The organism is Variovorax sp. Varisp46 (assembly GCF_059491885.1).
Window position 1 is genome coordinate 4,622,893 of the sequence record NZ_CP168515.1, and the last position, 23,290, is coordinate 4,646,182.

Genomic DNA, 23,290 nt, shown 5'->3' on the forward strand with positions numbered 1-23,290 from the left:
GCGGCAGGGGAAAAAGGCGAAGCGCGGCCGACAGGGCGGCGCTTCGCTCAAAGCCGGCGGACCCCGAGGCCCGCCGGCGACTCAATCGCGCATCACTGGTTGATCCGTACGGCGAAGGTCAGGGTGGCCGTGCCGCTCGGGGCCACGGTGTTGGCCGCGCTGCCGCAGCTCACCGCGGTGGCGGTCTGCGCGTAGGCCAGGGCCGTTCCGCTCACACCCGTGGAGACGCACCGCGTGGCCACCGGGGGCTGCGTGGGGCTCATCGTGGTGTACGCGGGCGCCGCATCGTTGATCGCGATGTTGGTGACCGGCGCGCTGCCTTCGTTGGTGGCAACGATCTGGTAGACGATGCACTGGCCGGGCTTCAGCGACAGGGGCGTCGCGGCGAAGGCGGCGTCCGCCGTGCCGTCGCAGGCGACGTCGGGGGCCTGCGTCTTGACGACGCGCAGCTGGCCCGTGATCACGGTGCTGACGTCGGTGGCCGACGGCGCGCCGCAGTTCGGGGCCGGGTCCGTGAACGTCGCCGTCACGGTCGCGGTGTCGGTCGCGCCCGCGCTGGCACCGCCCGGAGCGAACACGCGCACCAGCAGCTTCTGCGTTGCACCGGCCGCGAGCGGCCCTGCGATCGGGCCGGTGACCAGGGTGTCGCCCGCATTGATCTGGCCGTCGCCATTGACGTCGAGGTAGATCGCGGTGGTCCAGCCCAGCGTGGCATCGCCCGCCGGCACGGTGGCCGTGAGCTGGTACGCGCCGCAGCTCTGGTTGCCGGTGTTGGTCAGCGTGTGCGCATAGACGACCGTGCCGCCGGGAGCGACCTGGCCGACGTTGTTCGGCGTGAGCGTTGCGCCCAGCGTCTGTGCGGTGGTCACGGTCACGGCGTCGAGCTTGACGTCGGACACGAGCACGCCGGTCGATGCCACGGCAGTGGATTGCACGCGGAAGTAGATCGCCTGGGCGGTCACCGGCGTCTGCGTTGCTGGCGGCGTCACGCAGGCGTCGACCTGCTGCTGCGCGCCGGCAGCCACGGACACACTGGTGATCGCTGCAGCGGTACAGGTACCGCCCGCGGCCACGAACTTCACGCTCCAGCCCGCCGGCAGCGTGCCCGGGAAGCTGGTCGACTGGCTGGCTGCCAGGCTGTAGGTCTGCGTTGCAGGGCCGGTTCCATCGTTGTTCTTGACGAACAGCGTGAAGATCGTGCCGGTGCCCGCTGGCGTGGTGTTGGTCGTGGTCGGCTGCGGGCTCGGGCCCGGGCCAAGGTCACCGCCGCCGACCGAACCGGAACCAGTACCGGCAGCGCTGTTGGTCAGGTCGACGAGTGAACCGACAACCACCGTGACGCGGTCGAGCGTCGCATCGAGCTTGGTCGCATCGCCCGCGGAGCGGCCGGTGACGACCGCGTCGAACGGACCGGAACCTACCGTGGCGCTGGCCGGCACATTGGCCTGCACGACGACGTTGACGCTGCCGCCGACCGAAATCGGGCCGGTGTCGGGAACGCCGTCGCCCGTGGTATCGAGCAGCGGCGTCACGCCGTCGGCCGCGAACAGCAGGAAGGTCGTGCCTGCCGGGAAAGTCCCGTTCGCGATGCTCAGGTTGACGCTGTCCACGCCGCTGCCGGCGTTGAACACGGTCTGCGCGAACTTGACGCTGCCGCCGGCAACGACCGAAGGCCGCGTGGTGGTGTCCGCCGCGGTGCCGTTGGGCGTGCCAGCCACCGTGTCGACCGCCGTCGCGGCCGTCGAGGGGTTGGTACCCAGCACGATGCCGTAGCTGGCCGTGACCGTGTAGGCCGCCGGATTGGTGCTCGAACCCAGGGTGCCGATGGCCGCGGCCGTGGCGGCCGGGGAATCGGTCGGGTTGTACTGGCCCACGTTGGTGGTGGTCGAGGTGCCGACCACCGCCGTGTTGTTCACCAGCACCACGAAGCTGATCGTCTGCGTGACGTTCTGGCCCAGCGAAGCGACCACGGCGTTCAGCGTGTTGCCGGTCACCTGGAAGTCGATGCCGGCCGGATCGCCGGCGGCACCGTCACCCAGCGCGACGCCTGGTGCACTGCTCCAGACGGCGGAGCCCGCAACATACGTGAGGCCCGATGGCAGCGTGTCCGACAGGGCGAACTTGCCGGGCGCTCCGCCGGTGTTGTTGAAGCTGAGCGTGTAGACCGTGTACTTGCAGGTGGCGCTCGAAGCCAGGCCGGCCGCCCACGTCGTCGAGCAGGTAGCCGACGAGGAACGCGGACCGCCGGTGCTCGCGAGCGGCCAGGCCGCACCGCCGGGACCGGCGACAGCCGGGGCACCGATCGACTTGGTGGCATTGAACGCAGCCACGGTGGTCAGGTTCACCTGGTCCTTGTCCGCCGCCGAGGTGTTCGGCGCCGTGTACAAGGCCGGCGTGCCGGGAACGGCAGTGATGGTGGCCGTGTCGAAAGGCGTCGTCGGCGTGGTGGCCGTGCCAGGAATGGTGTACGCCACCACGAACTGGAAGGTGCCGTTGTTCCCCGGCACATTCTGCGCGGGCACGTTGCAGACCGCGGCGGAGGTGGCGGTACACAGCGGCGTGGTGCCGTCGGGTACGCCGTCGCCGTTGGTGTCGGGGTAGACCTCGACCTTCGAGAAAGCGTTGGTATCGGCGTCCACCGTGATGGTGAAGCTGTCCGTGCCGTTGCCGGTGTTGGTCAGGGTGTGTGGCGCGTAGACCACCGAGCCCGCGGCACCCAGCTTGGTGTTGACGACCGTGGTCGTGACCTGGTTGACCGTGTCCAGCGTGAAGGAGCCCACCTGCTGCACCGTGGTCTGCACCAGGTTGGAGGTTGCCAGCTGCGTTGTCCCGGCGGAATCCGAATAGGTGGCCGAAGCCTGGTTACCGATGACGGTGTTGGCGGGCGGCGGCGCGGCAAGGACGCTCGAGCTTCCGAACAGGAAGCCCAGCGACAAAACTGCGGCGCCCGCCCAGGTGGCGTTCGGCCTGAAGCCGACGCCCTTGGCTGGCGAGATGGGACTCACGTGGTTTCTCCTCGGTTGTTGTCAAAAAAAGGGACAAAAAAATCCCGGCCCCGTCCGCGAACGGAACATCAGCCGGGTTGCGTGCGATCAGCGGAATGAACTCAAGAAAGAGACCGCTGTCCGGGTGATCAGCGCGCGGGAGCGGGCTGCACCGTGACGGCGGGTGCCTGCACTGCCGCGGCGGCGGCCTTGGGAGCAGGCGGCACGACGACCTCGACCTTGGCGCGCGCGCTCACGGCAGTCACGCCGTTGGCGGGCAGCTGGCCGAGCGTCCAGCGCAGCGCGCGGTAGTCGCTGTAGGGCACCGGTTCGGTCTTGTTGCCGTCGGCCTTGCGCATCAACGGCTCGGCCCCGTAGACGCCATCCTTGGCGGCCGCCTTGACCAGCGCCGCGCCGGGCTTGGCACTGCGGGGCAGGTACTCGAGCCCCTCGGGAATCGGCAGGTCGGCAACCAGGCCGGAAACCGCCTTGCCGGTGTTGTTGGTGTACGTGGCGCGGTATTCGAGGATGTCGCCCGGCTTCACCGAGGAGGCTTCCAGCAGTTGCTCCTTGCCGTCGGCGGTCTTCACGACCTTGTGCTGCGTGAGCGCCACGGCAACGGTCTTGCTGCCGGCACCAGCCTCCGGCGAGGCGACGCGCTGCGCCGCCGCAGGCGCCATCAGGCAGGCCGCCGTGAGCACGCCGGCCGCCATGCGGACCGCAAGTCCCGGGAAACCGCCCATGCGGGGGCGGAAAAAGGATTGAGTAGATTTTTCAGTGGGCACGAATGCTTGCTCCGGGTTCGAAAGTCACAGGCATGCCGGTCCATCGCCGGCGAGGGAAACAGCAGCTCGGGCTGCAAGGGACAGGAATTTCTTTGCGATTCAGAGGGCAGGAAGGGCTCGCCTTCGGCCCAGTTGATACATTTATTTCCAACTGTTAATTATGTAAGCGATCTACCATTTTTCTACTAGAAAAGTTCCACTTTTGGATCGGGACCCATGGTTCCAGCCAGAACAACCAAGCACGGGCCTCTAGAAAATCGGGCTAAATTCCCTCAAATCCCTCACTTTTGCCTCCAAACTTCGTCATCGAGAGAGGTCGGTCACGGCATCGCTGGTTGACGCAAACGCACAACAGCGCGCGCGGAATAGCAGTCAACGACTTTGCGGAAAAAATGTGAAAAAAACGCATTTCCTTCAAGCACCCGATGACGGGCGACCGGCCGGCTGCTTCAGGGCGCCAAGCAGGTAATCGGCAAAAGCCCTGACCTTCCGGGAATTTCGCTTGCCCGGGAGATACATGAGATCGAATTCCATCGGCCTCAATTCGAGCGTCGGAAATGCAACCTGAAGCGATCCGTCTTCTATATTGGGTTTTGCCAGAATCAGGGGAATCAAGGCAATGCCCTTGCCCGCGCAGGCAAGCCTCAAAAGCAATTCCGGATCGTTGGAGCGGAACAGGCCGATGGGCTGCACGCTGTGCTCTCGGGAAACAATCGGAATGATCATTTCCTGGCCGGCGCGCTCGGTGTCGCAAGTCAGGAAAGTGTGCTGCGCCAGGTCTTCCAGATCATTGATTTCGGGACGCCGTTCGAGGTAGGACGGCGCTGCGCACAGCACGAGCGGCTCGCTCGCGACGCGGCGCGCCACGAGGTCTTCGCACCCTTCGCGGCTCGCCCGGATGAGCACGTCGGCCTCCTCGCGGGAAAGATCCACCTTGTGGGATCCCAGGCGCACCGTGATTTCGAGCCGGGGATGCGCGGCCATGAAAGCGGGAAGATGCGGGGCCAGCAGAGCCCGGCCGAAATAGCTGGAGGCCGAGACGCGAAGCCGCCCCCTGAGGTCGTCGCTCGTGCTCGCGCGCTGCGCCATTGCATCGTCGACCGCGATAAGAATGTCGCGCGCAGCCGATAAAAAAGAGCGCCCTTCGTCGGTCAATCCAAATCGATGCGCACTGCGGTGCATCAATAAATGCCCGAGCGTCGATTCAAGTCTTTTAAGTTGCCTGGATGCGGTGGCTTTGGGAATTCCCAGCGCCCCGGCTGCGTGCGTCAAGCCCCCGGCCTCAACCGCTTTCACGAAAAGGCGGACATCCGGCAATATCAAATCCTGCGCGCTTGACTTCGAATTCGAATTTTCGGCTCGAACGTCAACATCATTTAAAGACATCTTCATCATCTCTCAGTGATCCAATGGCTTCCCATGCCTGGATGGTCTCAAGAGCGATTTGGTTCGTCTTACAAATGTGAGATTTGGTGATAAACTATTAACAGTTGTTACCACTCACTTCTTTTGCCTGGTCACCGCCAGTCTTCGTGGGCGCCAAGGCTGCAGCCGCTCGCAGTCGAGGCTCCGCATTCGGTACCGGACACCGACAACCGAACCCATGCGTATCGCCGTACTCGAAGACGAGCCCGACCAGTTGGCTCAATTGGTCCGCGTGCTGCAAGAGCAGTTCACGCAGGGAGACGTCACCAGCACCTGCGTTGCGTTCGCCGACGGGCGTTCGCTGCAGCGAACGCTGCGCCGCGAAACCTTCGACCTGATCGTGCTGGACTGGAACGTGCCGGGGCTTGACGGCGCCGAGCTGCTGCAGTGGCTGCGCACCTGGCAGAAGAGCCCGGTGCCCGTCCTGATGCTGAGCTCGCGGTCATCGGAGCGCGACGTGGCAAAAGCCCTGGGCCTCGGCGCCGACGACTACATGGTCAAGCCTGTGCGCCTGCTGGAACTGCGGGCGCGCCTGCAGCGCCTGCTGAAGAGAAGCCACTCGCTCGAGCCGTCCGACCGAAGACATTTCGGGCGCTGGGAGTTCGACCAGGTTTCGCACAGCGTTCTGATCCATCCGGAGCACGACGACGGCGCACCGCCGCGGCGCCAGGAACTTTCGAGCCGCGAGTTCAAGCTCGCGCTGATGCTGTTCCAGAACATCGGCCACGTGGTTTCGCGCGCGCACCTGCTCGAAAGCGCAGGCTACGACGGAGACCTGCCCTCGCGCACGCTGGACATGCACATCTACCGGCTGCGCAACAAGCTCGAGCTCGAAGCCGCGCAGGGGCTCACCTTGCGCACGGTCTACGGGCGAGGCTATTGCCTCGACGCCACGCTGGAAGCGGCCGCCTGAATCGTGGACCCGCGAAACTCGATGCAGCGATCGAGTGATCGCGAGCGCCTCCCCACCCGAACGCGCGCACGTGCAATGGTCGCGCGGCTGCTGATTGCGCTGCTGCTGCCCGCCGCCATGCTGTGGCTCGTCGATCGGCCCGGCTGGCTGCAAATGCTCGACACGATGGTCTACGACTCCGTGCTGCCGCTCGCCGCGCCCCCGGCGTCGCCGGACATCCTGATCATTGCGATCGACGAGCGAAGCTTGCGCGAGTTGGGACGCTGGCCCTGGCGGCGCGAAACCTATGCACGGCTTCTGGAACAACTCGCACCGGCAGCACCCCGAGCAGTGCTGCTCAATCTGTTCCTGACAGAACCCAGCCCCGATGCCGGAGACGACGAGCAGTTGGCCCGGGCCATGGATCGCTTGCCCGTCTACCTGCCGATGCTGCGCGACAGCGGCACTGCGCCTTCGCCGGGCCGCTGGCCGGGCTTCCTGCCGCCCTTGCCGGTGTTCGCCGCCCATGCGCGCGGTGTCGGCCATGCGGAGCTGGCGCTCGATGGGGACGGCGTGTCGCGCACGCTGTATCTGCGCGAAGGTCCGGCTGGCCGTGGTCAATATTACGTGGGCGCGCTGATGGCCGGGTACGGGTCGGCGGCCGAGCTCGAAGCCGAGCCTGCAGCGATCGCGCCTGGCGCCTGGAAGCACGAGCAACCCGTGCGCATGTTCTTCGCCGGGGCCCGGGGCAGCTACCGCACGGTGTCCTATGCGAGCGTTCTGCGTGGCGAGGTTCCGGCGGCGCTGCTGCAGGGCAAGCTGCTGCTGGTCGGCGCCACGGCGCACGGCCTGGGCGGCCAGGTGCCGACGCCGAACGCGGGCGTCGCCGCACTGCCGGGCATCGAGGTGCATGCCAACCTGATCGACGGACTGCTGCACGGCCGCAACGTGCGCATGCCGGCACCGCTGGCATATGCCGCCTGGACCACTTTGCCGATCTGGCTGGTGCTGTTGCTCCTGGTGCATGCCAGGCGCCATGCGCTGGTATTCATTTCCGGCCTCGCGCTCTCGTGGTTGCTGCTCTGCGTGCTGGCCATGCCGTTGCTGCACTGGTGGCTCCCGCCGGCGGCCCCCATCCTCGGCATGCTGGCGCTCTACCTGCTGTGGAGTTGGCGCCGGCTCGAATCGCAGTTCGTCTACTTCCGCCAGCGCGCGAGAACACTCGACAGCCTGCCAGCGAGCGCTTTCCAGGCGCTGGCGGCCCTGGCCCTCCCGATGCAGGCTCCGCCGGCAAATCCGCAGCAGGCGCTCGACCGCGCGATTGCGCGAATCGGCCGCATGCAGACGCTGATGGACGAGGCGCTCCAGATCATGCCGGCAGCCGTGCTGATCTGCGATGACACCGGCTGCATCGGTTCGAGCAATGCCGCGGCGCAGCGGCTGCTCGACGAAACCTTGCGCGCCACCATGCACGCCCCGGCACGGCCGCCCCATGGCATGCACCTGCCGACCCTGCTCGGCAGCCTTGGCGGCGTTGCGAGCGAGGGCATCGAAGCCGTCGGCGCCCACTGGAGCGAGGATCTGCGGCGCGAGTACCGGACATCCGACGGCCGCATCTTTCAGCTCGAAGCCGAAGCCTTCGGCACCACCGAAGCCGGCGATCGCAACTGGATCGTCGTGCTGCCCGAAATGACCGCCGAGCGCGAGGCGCAGAACCAGCGGGAAGAATGGCGCCGCCTGCTGTCGCACGATCTGCGCAGCCCCCAGATGACGATCCTCAGCCTGCTGTCGATGTACAGGCCCACGGAAAGCATCGACGTGCTGCTGCACGCGGTGCGCCGCGAAGCCGAGCGCACCGTGAGCCTGGCGGAAGGATTCATGGACTTCGTGGAAGCAGGCTCCGACGACTACAGCATGGAAGACACCCACCTCGGCACCGTGCTGCTCGACGCGCGCGACCAGGTCTGGCCGTATGCGCGCGCCAGCCAGGTGCAGATCGAGACCCGCATCAGCGACGCCGATGAACTCGCCATGCATGCCGACGGTGTGCTGCTCACTCGCGCGATCGTGAACCTGCTGAACAACGCCATTCGCCACAGCGCCGCGGGCGGGCGCATCACGCTCTGCCTCGCGGCCGAGCCCGGCGCCGGGGCAGAGAAAGATGCGCGGGCCTTCATCGCGGTCAGCGACGACGGCGAGGGCATGTCCCATGCGCAACTGAGCAGCCTCCTGAACGGAACGCGGCCGCCGCGCAGCAACGACGACGTGATGCATGGTTCGGCCGATGAGCCCCATGCACCCATCAGGCGCCGGGGCATGGGACTGGGCTTTGCGGTGGTGCGCACGGTGCTGCGGCGCCATGGCGGGCACATCGAGGCCGCGAGTGCGACCGGCGCGGGCACGACCTTCTGGATCAGCCTTCCGCTTCGCGGCAGCTTGCCCTGAAATCGTGCGGCGGCCTCACTCCGGCTGGATCCCCGCCTCCTTGACGACCTTGCCCCACTTGGCGAGATCTGACTTGATCAAGGCGGCGTATGCCTGTGGCGTTCCGCTCTGGATCTCGACGCCGACAGCAGGCAAGACGCAGGTAGCTTTGGCCTACGACGCCGAAATCGAACGGTCGCGGATATCCAAGCTCGAAGGGGGCTACATCAATCCCTCTTTGATGACCCTGGCGACGCTGTGCCACAGCTTGGACACAACACTGCCTGTGCTTTTCGAGGGGATCGTTGCTACTAACGCCCCGACATCGGAGGGCGGTTTGCTGCGAAGAAAGAACCAGGCCGTACTAAACAAGCCGATGAAGCCTGCACGCAAACCCTCCCGCAGAAGCTAGAGCGCAGGTGCTTGCCTATACGAAAAGCAAGCTGACCCGCCAAGCAGGGACGATCTTCGGGCATACACAGAAAGTTTTTCAATGGCCACTCCCGCAAGATCAGTTGCCAACAAGCGCGGCTTGAGCCTGAGCGGCTATGCTCATGTATGCCTTACTCATGCATCCGATTTAGGTTTTCAAAGGCGATGACTACTCGATCGGACGCGGCCGATTTGGTGGACGCGTCTCAGGATCAAGCGCCGAAGGGCGGTCTCGCATGATCCGTAGTAAAGCACGACGCACCGAGCGCTTGCAGGTTCGGCCTATCGCTTGGTGGATTCAGCACTTCCAGCAGACCCCTATCGCCACTCTCTCCGCTCTCGCGCTGGCGACGGGGGGCCTTGTCCTGCTGGGCTTCTTCCTTCGCATCAGATTTATGCCGGACGTAGATCTCGCCGGATCGACCGCGTTGCTAATGGCTGCCGCGCTCGTCGGTCTGGGGACCATGTGCGCCGCTGTGTTCGTGCTGGCCGTGCCGGGACTGACGACCCGTCACATGATGGATGACGTTCGCCTTGAAGTGAGTGGAACAATCCTGGCGACCGCCATCGTCCCGTCTCTACTTTCGATTGCCTTCATCATCGTCGATGCAGTCCTTTTTAAGGACTCGCCGCTTTTGAGCGAGCAGGCCACGACGGCGGCGATGGGCGGACTACTGGTCGCTACAGCGCTTATCAGCGCTCACGTCTTGCCCGTTGGAATGCAGCCGTCGGACCATCCTGCGCCTTCCTATATCGGTAAGGTCTGGGCACTTGCGTCCACCAGCTTCATGTGGCTTCTCGGCATGCTTATGGCCGTGCATTTTGCGCTCCAGTTCGCAGCCGATAGCGATCATGCGGATTGGTTGATCCTTGGCCTGATCGGTGCTTGGCTGCTATTCGTTATCGGCTTCAATGTCATGACGGCCAGACTGCCGACGAGAGGGGCTTGGTTGGCTGGGCCTGCAATGAGTCTCGTAAGTCTTCTTGTTTTGGTACTCATGACGGGAAGCTTCACTACCTTTTCCGCAATCACGGTCCGTGCTTTGGGGTTTGGCGAGTTGAAGGATGTCGATCTCGTCCTTTCCGCTCCAGCGTGTGACGCGCTGCGTTCGAGCGCAGCGACCAGTCTTCGCTGTGCTGGAGCGCCCGGAGCGCAAGGCATCCTCAGAAACGTCTTTCTTCGTTCGCGAATAGGCGGTCAGATCGTGGTGGAGCCAAGAGCGGCGATAGCTGGAACGAGTGATCGTTTGATCCTCCGAAAGGAGGACGTCGTGATATGGGCAGTTCGCGGCAAGCCGACAAAGGCGAGGTGACGAGCAACTTGCGAATTCGAGTAAGGGCGGAAACGCGCTCACGTCGCTGGACGATCCTCGTGTTGGATTCCGCCGATCTCTGATCCTAGGGGGGTGCGGACGAAAACTTGGACTACCAGGAGGTAGTTCGTGTATTCCTACGAAGATCGGATTCGAGCCGTTGAGCTCTACATCAAGCTTGGCAAACGCGTCAGACCCACCATCCGCCAGCTGGGTTATCCAACAAAGAATTCTCTGAAGGGCTGGTACAGCGAATACCAGCAGAAGCTCGACTTGCCAGCGGGCTATGCGGGCCGGAGACCCAAGTTCTCGCAGGAACAAAAAGCGGCAGCTATCGAGCACTACCTCTCTCACGACCGCTGCATTGCTGCCACCATGAGGGCATTGGGCTACCCCGGCAGAGGGACACTGACCGCGTGGGTTCGCGAGGCCCTTCCTGAGGCTAGAAGAACAGTCGTCGGCAGTGTGGGGCGACGAAGATATTCCGGGGAGCTGATGCAAGCGGGAGTCATGGAGCTTTGCACGCGTGAGGCAAGTGCGCAAGCTGTAGCCGACAAGTTCGGCGTGTGCCGGCCAACGCTGTACAACTGGAAGAATCAACTTCTGGGACGTGAGGCACCCGCATCCATGAAAAGTACCAATCAATCTCCGCCGTCGCAAGAGCGCGACGAGCTCGAGCGCCAGGTTGAGTCACTGCGCCGCGAAGTCAGGCAACTGCGCCTCGAGCAGGATCTCTTGAACAAGGCCAACGAACTGTTAAAAAAAGGCCTGGGCGTCGACCTGCAGCTCCTGTCCAACCGGGAGAAGACACTGCTGATTGACGCCCTCAGGGAGCACTATGGCCTGCCAGAGCTCCTTGCACAGTTGGATCTTGCGCGTAGCTCGTACTTCTACCATCGGGCCCGCGCAGCGGTGGGCGACAAGTACCTGGAGGTGCGGCAATCCATCACCGACATCTTTGAGTCGAACCATCGCTGCTATGGCTACCGCAGGCTGCAAGCTTCGCTCACCAGACAGGACGTCGCGATCTCCGAGAAGGTCGTGCAGCGGTTGATGAAGCAGGAAAGCCTGGTTGTTCCAAAGCCCAGGAAGCGTAGGTATGCGTCATACCTTGGCGAGATCAGTCCAGCGCCTGAGAACCTCATCAACCGCGACTTCCAGGCCGCAGTCCCTAATGAGAAATGGCTTACGGATATCACGGAGTTCCAGATCCCGGCTGGCAAGGTGTACCTCTCGCCGATCATCGACTGCTTCGATGGAATGGTCGTCAGCTGGACGATTGGGACCAGTCCGGACGCCGAGTTGGTCAACACGATGCTGGATGCAGCCATCGAGACAGTGGCCGAAACGACAGACCGGCCTGTGGTTCACTCCGATCGGGGCGGCCACTACCGCTGGCCTGGTTGGCTATCAAGAATGAGCGACGCGAACCTCACACGCTCGATGTCCCGCAAGGCATGCTCACCTGACAACGCCGCTTGCGAAGGCTTCTTCGGTCGACTGAAGAACGAGCTGTTCTATCCTCGGGACTGGAAGAATGCCACCATTGAGCAATTCATCGAGGCGGTCGACTCGTACATCCGCTGGTACAACGAGAAGAGAATCAAGATCTCTCTCGGCTCCCTCAGCCCCATCGAATACCGGGTGAGCCTTGGACTTGCAGCATAAAACCAGTCCAAGTTTTTATCCGCACCCCCGCTGGGTCAATTTTCGACGGTAAACAACAGCCAATCGGCTGTTTGTAGAGAACGGGGCAAAGCAAGCCTCCATACGAACCCGGCTTTTTAAGGTGACCACCGGCATACGTCCGACTGTAAGGCATGTAACCAAATAGTCTCAGAGATTAGTGGCATCGAGGTACATCATCGAGCTCCAACCGGGTACCTACATAAGTTCCGGGAAAGTACCGACAGGTGTACGACGTGAGCCGGTGACGGACAAAGAAAAACCCGCCGTGCCTATGAAGCACGCGGGTTGTGAGACGGAATGAAGCTGGTATCTGGTCCCGCCGCCAGGAATCGAACCTGGATCTCAGCCTTCGGAGGGCCGAATTCTATCCGTTGAAATACAGCGAGGAATCTGGGCTCCGGCAGAACCGGAGCCACGCATTATCGCCCATCAGGCGGCGACTTCTTCAGCTTCGTTTCCGATGCCCGCCGCCAAGTTCCGCGCAAAGCCCAGTCCGGCCAGGTAAACGTTGAAGGTGCGCCGGCCGGTGGGCACCAGGTCGAAGGCGGTGGGGTCGAGCAGCCAGTTCTGGATGAGCCCGCTGATCAGCGCGTGCAGGCCCTGGGCCGCCACGTCGCCGGGCACGGGCAGCTTGATGCGGTCGCGCCGCGCGGCCAGGCGCAGGGCTTTTTCGAAATCGCTCACGCAGGCGTTGCGCGCGCTCAGGTGGCGCTGCTGCACCGAGGCCATGTCGTGGGTGTATTCGACCTTGTGGGTGGCCACGTCGAACACGCGGCGCACCTGGGGGTCGGTGGTCATGAGGGTGAGGGCGTGCACCATGCCCTCCTCTATTTCGGCCAGGGGGTCGTCGTCAATGCCCACGGCCGCGGCGGCGGCCCGGGGGCCGGCCTCCAGCGGGAGGATGACGCGCTCCATCATCGCGTTGAAGAGGGCGGCCTTGTCCTTGAAGTGCCAATAGATGGCGCCGCGCGTGGCCCCGGCCTGCTGCGCAATCTGCTGCAGCGAGGTCTGCGAGACGCCTTGCGCCTGAAACAGCAGCTCCGCGGCATCGAGCAAGCGATTCCGCGTGGCCAGTGCCTCTTCCTTCGTACGACGTGCCACCAAGTCTCCCAATTTGCAAAGCCAAGCCCTTTCCGATTCGTGGGGCCATTCGATGCTGTCACTATACATCCATGAATGTATGTAAACTACCGGGCTTCCCCGATGGCCCGGCTGTTTATGCTGGCTTTCCGTTCGCTCCGCGAACGCGCCATCTCCCGTCTTTGCTTCAAAGGATTCGCATGCCTCTCCTGCATGTTTCGCGTCATTCCTCGTTTTCGCCGCGCCTCGCGATCGTGGCCGCTGCTGTGGTGTTGGTGCTCGCGGCCTGTTCCAAGGGCGATGCGCCTGCCGGCCCGGGTGGCGGTGCCGGCGGCGGCGCCCGCCCCGCGCCAGAGGTGGGGGTGGTGGTTGCCACACCGGGCGACGTGGGCCTGGTGACCGAACTGCCGGGCCGGCTCGAAGCCTCGCGCGTGGCGCAGGTTCGCGCCCGCGCCTCGGGCATCCTGCTGAAGCGCGAATTCCGCGAAGGCAGCGACGTGAAGGCCGGCCAGCTGCTGTTCCGCATCGACCCGGCACCGCTGGTGGCGGCCGCACAGAACGCCCAGGCCACGCTGGCGCGCGCCGAAGCCAACGCGGTGCAGGCCAAGGCCCTGGCCGAGCGCTACAAGCCGCTGGTCGAGGCCAATGCGGTGAGCAAGCAGGAATACGCAACGGCCGTGGCCTCGCAGAAAACGGCCGAAGCCGACGTGGCCGCCGGGCGCGCCGCGGTGCAGACGGCCAAGATCAACCTCGGCTATGCCGACGTGACCTCGCCCATCGCGGGCCGCATCGGCCGCGCCCTCGTCACCGAAGGTGCGCTGGTGGGCCAGGGCGACGCCACCGAGCTCGCGGTGGTGCAGCAGATCAACCCGCTGTACGTGAACTTCACGCAGTCGGCCTCCGACGCGATGAAGCTGCGCCGCGCGGTGGCCGCCGGCCAGTACAAGCGCGCGAGCGGCGAGGAAGCCGCGAGCATCCGCGTGGTGCTGGAAGACGGCAGCGACTACCCGCTGGAAGGCAAGCTGCTGTTCTCCGACCTCACGGTCGACTCCACCACCGGCCAGGTCACGCTGCGCGCCGAAGTGCCCAATCCCAAGGGCGAACTGCTGCCCGGCCTGTATGTGCGGGTGAAGCTCGAACAGGCGCAGGCCACCAACGCGATCACGCTGCCGCAGCAGGCCGTCACGCGCACCCAGCAGGGCGACACGGTGTCGGTGGTCGACAAGGACGGCAAGATCAGCAAGCGCACCGTGAAGATCAGCGCCGCCAAGGACAACCAGTGGGTGGTGCTCGATGGCCTGAAGGCCGGTGAGCAGGTGATGGTCGACGGCTTCCAGAAGCTGCAGATGATGCCGCCCGGCACGCCGGTGAAGGCAGTGCCGTGGACCAAACCCAACCCGAATGCCGCAGCCGCGCCCGCCGCTGCGGGGGCCGCACCGGCGGCGGCTGCCGCGGCCGAGAAGACCGACAAGAAGTAATCAGGAAAGCGCCCGCAAATGGCCAAATTTTTCATCGACCGCCCGATCTTCGCGTGGGTGATCGCGCTGTTCATCCTGGTGATGGGCAGCGTGGCAATCACCCAGCTGCCGATCTCGCAGTACCCGCCGGTGGCGCCGCCCGCCATCGTCATCAACACCGCCTATCCCGGCGCCTCGGCGCAGACGCTGGAGGACAGCGTGCTGTCCGTCATCGAGCGCGAGATGAACGGCTCGCCGGGCCTGATCTACATGGAATCGGTGGCCCAGGCCGACGGCACCGGCTCCATCACGATCAGCTTCGAAGCGGGCACCAACCCCGACCTCGCGCAGGTGGATGTGCAGAACCGGCTCTCGCGCGCCACGCCGCGCCTGCCGGCCGCCGTGACACAGCAGGGTGTGCGCGTGGACAAGTCGCGCAACAACTTCCTGCTGTTTGCGATGCTGTCTTCGGACAACCCGAACTTCGACCCCGTCGCGCTCGGCGACTACGCCTCGCGCAACATCGTGCCCGAGCTGCAACGCGTGGTGGGCGTGGGCCAGGCCCAGCTGTTCGGCACCGAGAACGCGATGCGCGTGTGGATCGATCCGGCCAAGCTGCAGGGCTTCAACCTGTCGGCCACCGACGTGAACAACGCGATCAAGGCGCAGAACGCCCAGGTGTCCTCCGGCACGATCGGCGACCTGCCCAACATTCCCGGCCAGGCCATCGCGGCCACCGTGGTGGTGAACGGCCAGCTCGCCAACGTGGAGCAGTTCAAGAACATCGTGCTGCGCGCCAACACCGACGGCTCGACCGTGCGGCTGAAGGACGTGGCACGCGTCGAGCTCGGCGGCCAGTCGTATGCGACCTCGGCGCGCCTGAACGGCGTGCCCGCGGTCGGCATCGGCGTGCAGCCCACGCCGAACGGCAATGCGCTGCAGTCGGCCAAGGCGATCCGCGCCAAGATGACCGAGCTCGAGCGCTTCTTTCCGCCGGGCGTGAAGTGGAACATTCCATACGACAGCTCGCGCTTCGTGCAGATCTCGATCACCGAAGTGGTCAAGACGCTGCTGGAAGCCGTGGCGCTGGTGTTCATCGTGATGTTCCTGTTCCTGCAGAACTGGCGCTACACGCTCATCCCGACCATCGTGGTGCCCATCTCGCTGCTGGGCACGTTCGCCTCGCTGCTCGCACTCGGCTTCTCGATCAACGTGCTGACCATGTTCGGCATGGTGCTGGTGATCGGCATCGTGGTGGACGATGCCATCGTGGTGGTGGAGAACGTCGAGCGCATCATGAGCGAGGAGGGGCTCTCGCCGCTCGAAGCCGCGCGCAAGGCCATGAGGCAGATCTCCGGCGCCATCATCGGCGTGACGGTGGTGCTGATCTCGGTGTTCGTGCCGCTCGCGTTCTTCGCGGGTTCGACGGGCAACATCTACCGCCAGTTCTCGGCGGTGATGGTGACGTCGATCGGCTTCTCGGCCTTCATGGCGCTGTCGCTCACGCCGGCGCTGTGCGCCACGCTGCTCAAGCCAGTGGAAGCCGGCCACCACCATGAGAAGACCGGCTTCTTCGGCTGGTTCAACCGCGGTTTCACGCGCACGGCCAAGGGCTACGAAGGCATCGTCGCGCGCATCCTGCGCCGCGCCGCGCGCTACCTGGTCATCTACGTCGCGATCATCGGCGCGGTGGTGTTCACCTACACGCGCCTGCCGAGCTCCTTCCTGCCGGAAGAAGACCAGGGCAACATCATCGTCAACGTGCAGCTGCCGCCGGGTGCGACGCAAGAGCGTGCGCTGTCGGTCATGCAGCAGGTCGAAGGCTTCATCCTGAAGCAGCCCGAAGTGCAGAGCATGGTGGGCGTGATGGGCTTCAGCTTCTCGGGCCAGGGCCAGAACGCGGGCCTCGCCTTCGTGACGCTCAAGGACTGGGAAGAACGCAAGGATCCGGCCCACTCGGCCAGCGCGCTGGCCGGACGTGCCTTCGGGGCGCTCTCGGGCATCCGCGACGCCTTCATCTACCCGTTGAGCCCGCCGCCCATTCCCGAACTGGGCAACGCGAGCGGTTTCAGCTTCCGGCTGCAGGACCGCTCGGGCGCAGGCCACGAGGCGCTGATCAACGCACGCAACCAGCTGCTGGGCATGGCTTCGCAGAGCAAGATCCTGACGCAGGTTCGCCCCGACGGCCTGGAAGACGCGCCGCAACTGCAGATCGACATCGACCGCGACAAAGCCAGCGCCCTGGGCGTGACCTTCGATGCGATCAACGCAACGCTGTCGACGGGCCTGGGTTCGAGCTACATCAACGACTTCCCGAACCGCGGCCGCCTGCAGCGCGTGGTGGTGCAGGCCGATGCGCCCGCACGCATGCAGCCCGACGACCTGCTCAAGCTGAACGCCAGCAACACGCAGGGCCAGCCGGTGCCGCTGTCGGCCTTCGCGACCACCAAGTGGGTCACGGGCGCCACGCAGACGGTGCGCTACAACGGCTATCCCGCGATCCGCATCAGCGGCTCCGCCGCCGCGGGCTTCAGCACGGGCGCCGCCATGGCCGAGATGGAAAAGCTGGCCAAGCAGCTGCCGCAAGGCTTCGGCTTCGAATGGACCGGCCAGTCGCGTGAAGAAAAGCTCGCGGGTTCGCAGGCCATCATCCTGTACGGCTTCGCGATCCTGGCGGTGTTCCTGTGCCTGGCCGCGCTGTACGAAAGCTGGACGATCCCGCTGTCGGTGATTCTGGTGGTGCCGCTCGGCGTGCTGGGCGTGCTGCTGGCCACGATGCTGCGCGCCTATTCGAACGACGTGTACTTCCAGGTGGGGCTGATCACCATCATCGGCCTCTCGGCGAAGAACGCGATTCTGATCATCGAGTTCGCCAAGGATCTGCAGGCGCAGGGCAAGGGCGTCATCGAAGCGGCGCTGGCCGCGGCCCATCTGCGTTTCCGCCCGATCATCATGACCTCGCTGGCCTTCGGCCTGGGCGTGGTGCCGCTTGTGATCGCCTCGGGCGCCGGTTCGGCCAGCCAGCGCGCCATCGGCACGGGTGTGCTCGGCGGCATGGTGACGGGTACGGCACTCGCCGTGATCTTCGTTCCGGTGTTCTTCGTCGTGGTGCGCACGCTGTTCAAGGGCAGTGCGCGCCAGCATGAGGTCGACAAGCGGCATGCGGAAGCCGCCGGCATCACGGAAGAGAAAGCACATGACTAAAAAATTGATTCCCACAGCCCTGGCCGCGGCAATGCTGCTGGCTGGCTGCTCGCTGATTCCGACCTACGAGCGTCCCGCGGCGCCGGTGCCGACCACCTTCCCGGGCGACCCGGCGCAACCGCCCGGCCAGGCCGCGGCCAACCTGCCCTGGCAGGACTTCTTCACCGACCCGCGGCTCGCGGGCCTGATCCAGACGGCGCTCACGAACAACCGCGACCTGCGGGTGTCGGTGCTCAACATCGAGCAGGCGCGCGCGCAGTTCCAGATCGAGCGCTCGAATCTGTTCCCGGCACTCGGCCTGACGGGCAGCGGCTCGCGCTCGAGCCCCAACCCGGCTCAGGTCTACAACAGCAGCGCCGGCAGCGTGGCCTCGCAGTACAGCGTCAGCGTCGGCTTCACGTCCTGGGAAATCGACTTCTTCGGCCGCATCCGCGCGCTGAAGGACCAGGCGCTGGCGCAGTACCTCGCCACGGACGAGACGCGCAAGGCGGTGCAGATCAGCCTGATCGCGTCGGTCGCCAACGGCTGGCTCACGCTGTTGGCCGACGACGAGTTGCTGGAGATCACGCGCCAGACGATGGTCACGCGCGAGGAGTCGGTGCGCCTCACGAAGATGCGCTTCGACAACGGCGTGTCGTCGGAGCTCGACTTCCAGGCCGCGAACTCGCTGCTGGAAACGGCGCGCGCTTCCTATGCGCAGCAGCAGCGTGCGCGCCTGCAGGACGAGAACGCCCTCGCCCTGCTGCTGGGCGCGCCGGTGCCGGCCGAAGCCACGTCGGGCGGAATCAAGGGCCTCGACGGGATCAAGCCGATGCCCGACGTGCCGGCTGGCCTGCCTTCGGACCTGCTGGCCGAGCGGCCCGACATCCGTTCGGCCGAGCAGCAGCTGATCGCGGCCAACGCCAACATCGGCGCCGCGCGCGCGAACTTCTTCCCGCGCGTGTCGCTGACGAGCTCCATCGGCACCGCGAGCAGCGAGTTCTCGGGCCTGTTCGACCGCGGCTCCAAGGCCTGGTCGTTCGCGCCGTCGGTGACACTGCCGATCTTCAATGCCGGCCGCAACATCGCCACGCTCGACTCGGCCAAGGCCGGGCGCGAGATCGCGGTGGCGCAGTACGAGAAGTCGATCCAGACGGCGTTCCGCGAAGTGGCCGATGCGCTCGCGGGCCGCGCCACGCTGGGCGAGCAGGTGCGCGCGCAGCGTGCGCAGGCCGACGCGGAAGCCGTGCGCTTCAAGCTCTCCGACTTGCGCTACCGCAACGGCATTGCCAGCGCGCTCGATCTGCTCGACGCGCAGCGCTCGCTGTTCACTGCGCAGCAATCGGCCGTGACGACACGCCTGCTGCAGTTGCAGAACCAGGTCACGCTGTACAAGACGCTGGGCGGCGGCTGGGCCGCACGCGACAAGGGTTGATGCGCCGAGGCGCTCGATAAGGGTGGTCCCTTGTCCCTTCGGGCAAGGGGCCTCTCTATAATCGCCGGTTGGTTAGGAAAAGCCCCCCGACGAGCCCCCGTTATTGAGGACGCCAATGAGCGCAGACCCGCATTACCAGGCCACAGAAGAAGCCCACACCGGGCCGATCAAGAACCCGAAGCAACTGCTGCTCGCGGTATTTTTCTCCTTCATTGCCCCGATCCTGATCATCGTGGGTCTTGTCTCCTACGTGGTCTCGGGCACCAAGCCCGCCGGCACCGCGGAAGGCGACAACATGGCGCTCTACGGCGTGACCAAGGAAGCGCGCGACCGCGAAGTGGCCGAACGCCTCAGGAAGGTCGGCACCATCGAGATCCGAGACGCCAACCGCCCGCTCGCTGCAGGCGAGGCCGTGTTCAAGGCCCAGTGCGTCGCCTGCCACGGCGCGCCCGGCATTCCCGGCGCACCGCACTTCCAGGACGCGGCCGCCTGGGGCCCGCGCATCGGCCAGGGCTATGCCACCCTCCTCGAACATGCCCTGAAGGGCAAGGGCGCCATGCCCGCGCAAGGTGGCGGCGACTTCGAAGACCTCGAAGTGGGCCGCGCCGTGGTCTACATGGCCAATGCCGGCGGCGCCAAGTTCCCGGTGCCCGACCGCCCGGCAGCCGCAGCCCCCGCTGAAGGCGCAGCCTCTGCGGCCAGTGCTCCTGCCAAGTAAGCGTTTCCCCTAGTCACACGAAGAAGCCGGCCCAGCGCCGGCTTTCTTCATTGGCGGATCGGCAGGCTGCGGAGTTCAGGGCTTCGCCGGCGCGGAAGCCGTGCCGGCATGGCGCTGCGCCGGGCTCAGCACATGGCCGAAGCGGTCGGGCAGTTCGCTGGCCTGCACCGCCTCCGGCGTCCACAGGCCTCGCTCGACCGCCTCGGCGGCGATGCCCACGTCCTGCGTGTGCACCAGTCCAAGCCCGAGGGGCGAGACCAGATAGAGCCGGCCTTCACCATCGAGCAGGCAGCCCGATACCTCCACCGCCTTGCCGGTGTGGGACGTGACGGTGAACCCACCGCCCTCCTTTTCGGCCACGCGCCACACCAGCGGCGCAGCCTCCAGCTCCACATACACGCGCTGCGGCCCGTTCTGGAAGAACCACTGGCCCTCGTCGTCGTGCTCGTAGTTGCGGTGGATGAAGTCGATCAGCTTGTCGTGCCTGAGCATCGAGCCCTTGGCCGCGCGGAACGGGCCCATGGCCTGGGTGCGGTCGTCGCGCATGTACCAGTTGCCGCGCGCGTCGAGGCCGAGCCAGCCGTAACAGTGCGGCACGTTGGGCCATTTGGCGAGGGCTTGTTTGACGATGTCGTCCATCGCGCTATTTTGCTCGCCCTCAGACGTGCGTTGCCAGCCAGCCGCCGACCCGCTCCGGCATGCCGCGCACATGCCCCGGCGGCGGGCCCATTGGAAAGCCGACGTGCCCGCCGTGCGCGGGCTGCCACAGCGTGACATGCGCGCCGACCTCGCCGGGCTTCGGCAGGCTCGCCGCGGGAATGAACGGGTCGTTGCGGGCGTTCACCACCAGTGCGGGCACGCGCACCGAGGCCAGGTGCGGCTTGGCCGAGCCGCGCGTCCAGTAGTCCTCGGTATCGCGAAAGCCGTGCAGCGGGGCGGTGAAGACGTTGTCGAAGTCGTAGAGGTTGCGCGACGACATCAGCCGCTCGCGGTCGAACAGCCCCGGGAACTGCTCCAGCTTGGCCAGCGCCTTGGGCTTCATGGTCGCGAGGAACATGCGCGTGTAGACCAGCCGGTTGAAGCCCTGCCCGATGGCTTCGCCGCCCGCCGCGAGGTCTAGCGGCGCGCTGACCGATGCCACGGCGCTCACCACGCCGGAGGCGCTCTCGCCCGCCTCCGAGGCCCAGCGCATCAGCGCATTGCCGCCGAGCGACACGCCCGCCGCCAGCACCGGCCCGCCGCCCTTGCGTGCATGCTGGTCGCGCATGCGCGCGAGGATCCAGCCGATCTCCTCGAAGTCGCCCGAGTGGTAAGCGCGCGGCGCCAGGTTCAGCTCGCCGCTACAGCCGCGGAAATGCGGCACGGCGAAGGCCATGCCGCGAGATGCGGCGAATGCGGCAAAGGCTTCGGCGTAGTGGCTGCGCGACGAGCCTTCGAGCCCGTGGAACAGCACCAGCAACGGCCTCGGGCCCGGCATTGGCGCATCGACGAAGTCGACGTCGATGAAGTCGCTGTCGGGCGTGGGCCAGCGCTCGCGCCGGTAGACCGGGGCCGGCCCGTCAAAGCGCTTCGCATAGAGCGCGGCCCAGATGGTCTGCAGGTTGCCGCCGGGCAGCCAGCGCGGCGCCGCGTAGTCCAGCGGCTGGGGCGCGGAAACGGGACCGGAGGTGGCGACGAAGGAAGACATCAGTGCAGGACCTGCGGCGGATCGTTCGCTTCGTCCGGTTCGCGCGCACTGCCCGGGCTTGCATGGTGCGCCACCATGCGCCAGCCCTGGACGGTCTTGTGATAGACGTTGGTGGCCAGCACGAAGGCATGGCGCGGGCCCTCGGCCGTGAGCACCTCGATGCGTTCAAGCACGTTGTGCACGGCGCTGGCGAGCGACTCGATCTTGCGCACCCGCGCCGGCGTGGCGTGGATCGCGCCGTTGCCGAACATCTGCTCGAAGGCCGCGCGGATCGCCACGGCCCCCACCAGCCGCGGGCCGCCGGGATGCACGCAGAACACCTCGTCCTCGTCGGCCCAGCAGGCCATCAGCGCGTCGATGTCGCCGCGCTGCAGCGCTTCGTAGAAGGCCGCTTCGACGTCGTCGGCAGTGCCGCCGATGGCCGCGGCGGCGCGGAGTGGGGTCTTGGGCATGGCGTGATTTTGCCGCGCCGTGCGTGACGGCGGCACTGCACCGCTTTGGTCCATGCTGCACCGTGCTGCCGCAATCCCGGCAGAACACCTGCTCCACTTTGGACCAAATGGTCAAAACGTGGATGCAATTTTTCCCTAACCCATTGATTCAAAACAACTTATTCAACTGGCACGGCGCATGCAAGGAGCTTCGCAACCTCGCAACAGGAGCGCTTCCATGAACGTCGGCATCTTCATTCCCATCGGCAACAACGGCTGGCTGCTTTCCGAAAACGCGCCACAGTACAAGCCCAGCTTCGAACTCAACAAGCAGATCACCCTGAAGGCCGAGCGCTACGGTGTCGACTTCGTGCTGTCCATGATCAAGCTGCGCGGATTCGGCGGCAAGACGGAGTTCTGGGACCACAACCTCGAATCCTTCACGCTGATGGCCGGCCTCGCCGCCGTCACCAGCAAGATCAAGCTGTTTGCCACGGCCGCCTCGCTGGTGATGCCACCGGCCATCGTGGCGCGCATGGCGTCGACCATCGACTCCATTTCCAATGGCCGCTTCGGCCTCAACCTCGTCACCGGCTGGCAGCGGCCCGAGTACTCGCAGATGGGCATGTGGCCCGGCGACCAGTTCTTCGGCACACGCTACCAGTACCTCAGCGAATACATCCAGGTGCTGCGCGACCTCTGGGGCACCGGCCAGTCCGACTTCAAGGGCGACCATTTCAAGATGGACGACTGCCGCCTGAGCCCGCAGCCGCAGGCCGACATGAAGGTGATCTGCGCCGGCCAGAGCGACGCGGGCATGGAGTTCTCGGCCAAGTACGCCGACTACAACTTCTGCTTCGGCAAGGGCGTGAACACGCCCAAGGCCTTCGCGCCCGCGGCCGAGAAGCTCATCGAGGCCACCGCGAAGACCGGCCGCAGCGTCACCACCTACGTGCTGATGATGGTGATCGCCGACGAGACCGACGACGCCGCGCGCGCCAAGTGGGAGCACTACAAGGCCGGCGCCGACCATGAAGCGATTGCATGGCTGGGCCAGCAGGGCGCAGCCGACACCAAGTCGGGCGCCGACACCAACGTGCGCCAGATGGCCGACCCGACCTCCGCCGTCAACATCAACATGGGCACGCTGGTCGGCTCCTACGCCACCGTCGCGCGCCTGCTCGACGAAATGGCAGAGGTGCCCGGCACCGAAGGCGTGCTGCTGACCTTCGACGATTTCGTGCAGGGCGTCGAAGCCTTCGGCGAGCGCATCCAGCCGCTCATGAAGAGCCGCGCGCATGTGCAGAGCCCCGTGCCTTCGCAGGCCGAGCCCGAGCGCCTCGCGGCCTGAGCAG

At 65.6% G+C, this 23,290-nt stretch carries 17 protein-coding genes, 1 tRNA gene and 1 pseudogene; 10 read left to right on the top strand and 9 right to left on the bottom strand.

Translation table 11 applies throughout. The features are described 5' to 3' along the window. Nucleotides 1–92 precede the first annotated feature (92 nt). The 3 genes from ACEN9N_RS21830 to ACEN9N_RS21840 form a co-directional block, all read right to left on the bottom strand. Entirely contained in the window at nt 93–3,005 is a 2,913-nt protein-coding gene (locus tag ACEN9N_RS21830; RefSeq protein ID WP_495654508.1) for a beta strand repeat-containing protein, read from the bottom strand. 128 nt (nt 3,006–3,133) lie between these two features. Beyond that, nucleotides 3,134–3,727 (bottom strand): hypothetical protein, encoded by a 594-nt coding sequence (locus tag ACEN9N_RS21835; RefSeq protein ID WP_495654509.1) that lies wholly within the window; start codon nt 3,725–3,727, stop codon nt 3,134–3,136. A 456-nt stretch (nt 3,728–4,183) separates the two neighbouring features. Further along, complete coding sequence (locus tag ACEN9N_RS21840) at nt 4,184–5,164, bottom strand: LysR family transcriptional regulator (RefSeq protein WP_495654510.1); 981 nt, start codon at nt 5,162–5,164, stop codon at nt 4,184–4,186. Between the two features lie 208 nt (nt 5,165–5,372). On the opposite strand from ACEN9N_RS21840, the gene ACEN9N_RS21845 reads away from it, so the two are divergent. Together ACEN9N_RS21845 and ACEN9N_RS21850 are read left to right on the top strand one after the other, a co-directional pair. After that, nucleotides 5,373–6,107, top strand: a complete 735-nt coding sequence (locus tag ACEN9N_RS21845; protein WP_495654511.1) for a response regulator transcription factor — start codon at nt 5,373–5,375, stop codon at nt 6,105–6,107. 75 nt (nt 6,108–6,182) lie between these two features. Continuing rightward, a complete protein-coding gene (locus ACEN9N_RS21850; protein ID WP_495654512.1) occupies nt 6,183–8,531 on the top strand; it encodes a CHASE2 domain-containing protein in 2,349 nt (782 codons plus the stop codon). A gap of 15 nt (nt 8,532–8,546) precedes the next feature. On the opposite strand, the pseudogene ACEN9N_RS21855 reads toward ACEN9N_RS21850, so the two are convergent. After that, a pseudogene (locus ACEN9N_RS21855) lies at nt 8,547–8,666 on the bottom strand (tripartite tricarboxylate transporter substrate binding protein); the annotation flags it as partial. Here ACEN9N_RS21855 and ACEN9N_RS21860 point away from each other — a divergent pair. The 3 genes from ACEN9N_RS21860 (at nt 8,644) to ACEN9N_RS21870 (ending at nt 11,923) form a co-directional block, all read left to right on the top strand. Further along, nucleotides 8,644–8,922, top strand: a complete 279-nt coding sequence (locus tag ACEN9N_RS21860) for a helix-turn-helix domain-containing protein (protein ID WP_495656412.1) — start codon at nt 8,644–8,646, stop codon at nt 8,920–8,922. The pseudogene ACEN9N_RS21855 and the gene ACEN9N_RS21860 overlap by 23 nt on opposite strands. A 256-nt stretch (nt 8,923–9,178) precedes the next feature. After that, a complete protein-coding gene (locus ACEN9N_RS21865; RefSeq protein ID WP_495654513.1) occupies nt 9,179–10,255 on the top strand; it encodes a hypothetical protein in 1,077 nt (358 codons plus the stop codon). Nucleotides 10,256–10,384: 129 nt separating this feature from the next. Further along, nucleotides 10,385–11,923, top strand: coding sequence for an IS3 family transposase (locus ACEN9N_RS21870; RefSeq protein ID WP_495654514.1), 1,539 nt, complete (start codon nt 10,385–10,387; stop codon nt 11,921–11,923). Between the two features lie 332 nt (nt 11,924–12,255). On the opposite strand, the gene ACEN9N_RS21875 is transcribed toward ACEN9N_RS21870, so the two are convergent. Beyond that, nucleotides 12,256–12,330, bottom strand: a tRNA-Arg gene (locus tag ACEN9N_RS21875). A 43-nt stretch (nt 12,331–12,373) separates the two neighbouring features. After that, nucleotides 12,374–13,048, bottom strand: coding sequence for a TetR family transcriptional regulator (locus ACEN9N_RS21880; protein ID WP_495654515.1), 675 nt, complete (start codon nt 13,046–13,048; stop codon nt 12,374–12,376). A gap of 176 nt (nt 13,049–13,224) precedes the next feature. On the opposite strand from ACEN9N_RS21880, the gene ACEN9N_RS21885 reads away from it, so the two are divergent. From ACEN9N_RS21885 to ACEN9N_RS21900, 4 genes are all read left to right on the top strand, one after another. Beyond that, complete coding sequence (locus ACEN9N_RS21885) at nt 13,225–14,502, top strand: efflux RND transporter periplasmic adaptor subunit (RefSeq protein WP_495654516.1); 1,278 nt, start codon at nt 13,225–13,227, stop codon at nt 14,500–14,502. An 18-nt stretch (nt 14,503–14,520) separates the two neighbouring features. Next, a complete protein-coding gene (locus ACEN9N_RS21890) occupies nt 14,521–17,685 on the top strand; it encodes an efflux RND transporter permease subunit (protein ID WP_478179190.1) in 3,165 nt (1,054 codons plus the stop codon). After that, on the top strand, nt 17,678–19,099 hold the full coding sequence (locus tag ACEN9N_RS21895) for an efflux transporter outer membrane subunit (RefSeq protein WP_495654517.1): 1,422 nt from the start codon (nt 17,678–17,680) through the stop codon (nt 19,097–19,099). Before ACEN9N_RS21890 ends, ACEN9N_RS21895 begins: the two co-directional genes overlap by 8 nt. A 115-nt stretch (nt 19,100–19,214) precedes the next feature. After that, complete coding sequence (locus ACEN9N_RS21900) at nt 19,215–19,817, top strand: c-type cytochrome (RefSeq protein ID WP_007837382.1); 603 nt, start codon at nt 19,215–19,217, stop codon at nt 19,815–19,817. Between the two features lie 75 nt (nt 19,818–19,892). Here the strand turns inward: ACEN9N_RS21900 and ACEN9N_RS21905 are convergent, their stop codons facing one another. From ACEN9N_RS21905 to ACEN9N_RS21915, 3 genes are read right to left on the bottom strand one after another with little or no spacing between them, the layout of a single operon-like run. Beyond that, nucleotides 19,893–20,456, bottom strand: coding sequence for a DUF2946 family protein (locus tag ACEN9N_RS21905; protein ID WP_007837384.1), 564 nt, complete (start codon nt 20,454–20,456; stop codon nt 19,893–19,895). A 19-nt stretch (nt 20,457–20,475) separates the two neighbouring features. Continuing rightward, nucleotides 20,476–21,504 (bottom strand): YheT family hydrolase, encoded by a 1,029-nt coding sequence (locus ACEN9N_RS21910; protein ID WP_413331644.1) that lies wholly within the window; start codon nt 21,502–21,504, stop codon nt 20,476–20,478. Further along, nucleotides 21,504–21,956 (bottom strand): YybH family protein, encoded by a 453-nt coding sequence (locus tag ACEN9N_RS21915; protein WP_007837388.1) that lies wholly within the window; start codon nt 21,954–21,956, stop codon nt 21,504–21,506. Before ACEN9N_RS21915 ends, ACEN9N_RS21910 begins: the two co-directional genes overlap by 1 nt. 217 nt (nt 21,957–22,173) lie before the next feature. Here ACEN9N_RS21915 and rutA point away from each other — a divergent pair, with 217 nt between their 5' ends. Then, on the top strand, nt 22,174–23,286 hold the full coding sequence (gene rutA, locus ACEN9N_RS21920) for a pyrimidine utilization protein A (protein ID WP_007837390.1): 1,113 nt from the start codon (nt 22,174–22,176) through the stop codon (nt 23,284–23,286). Nucleotides 23,287–23,290 lie beyond the last annotated feature (4 nt).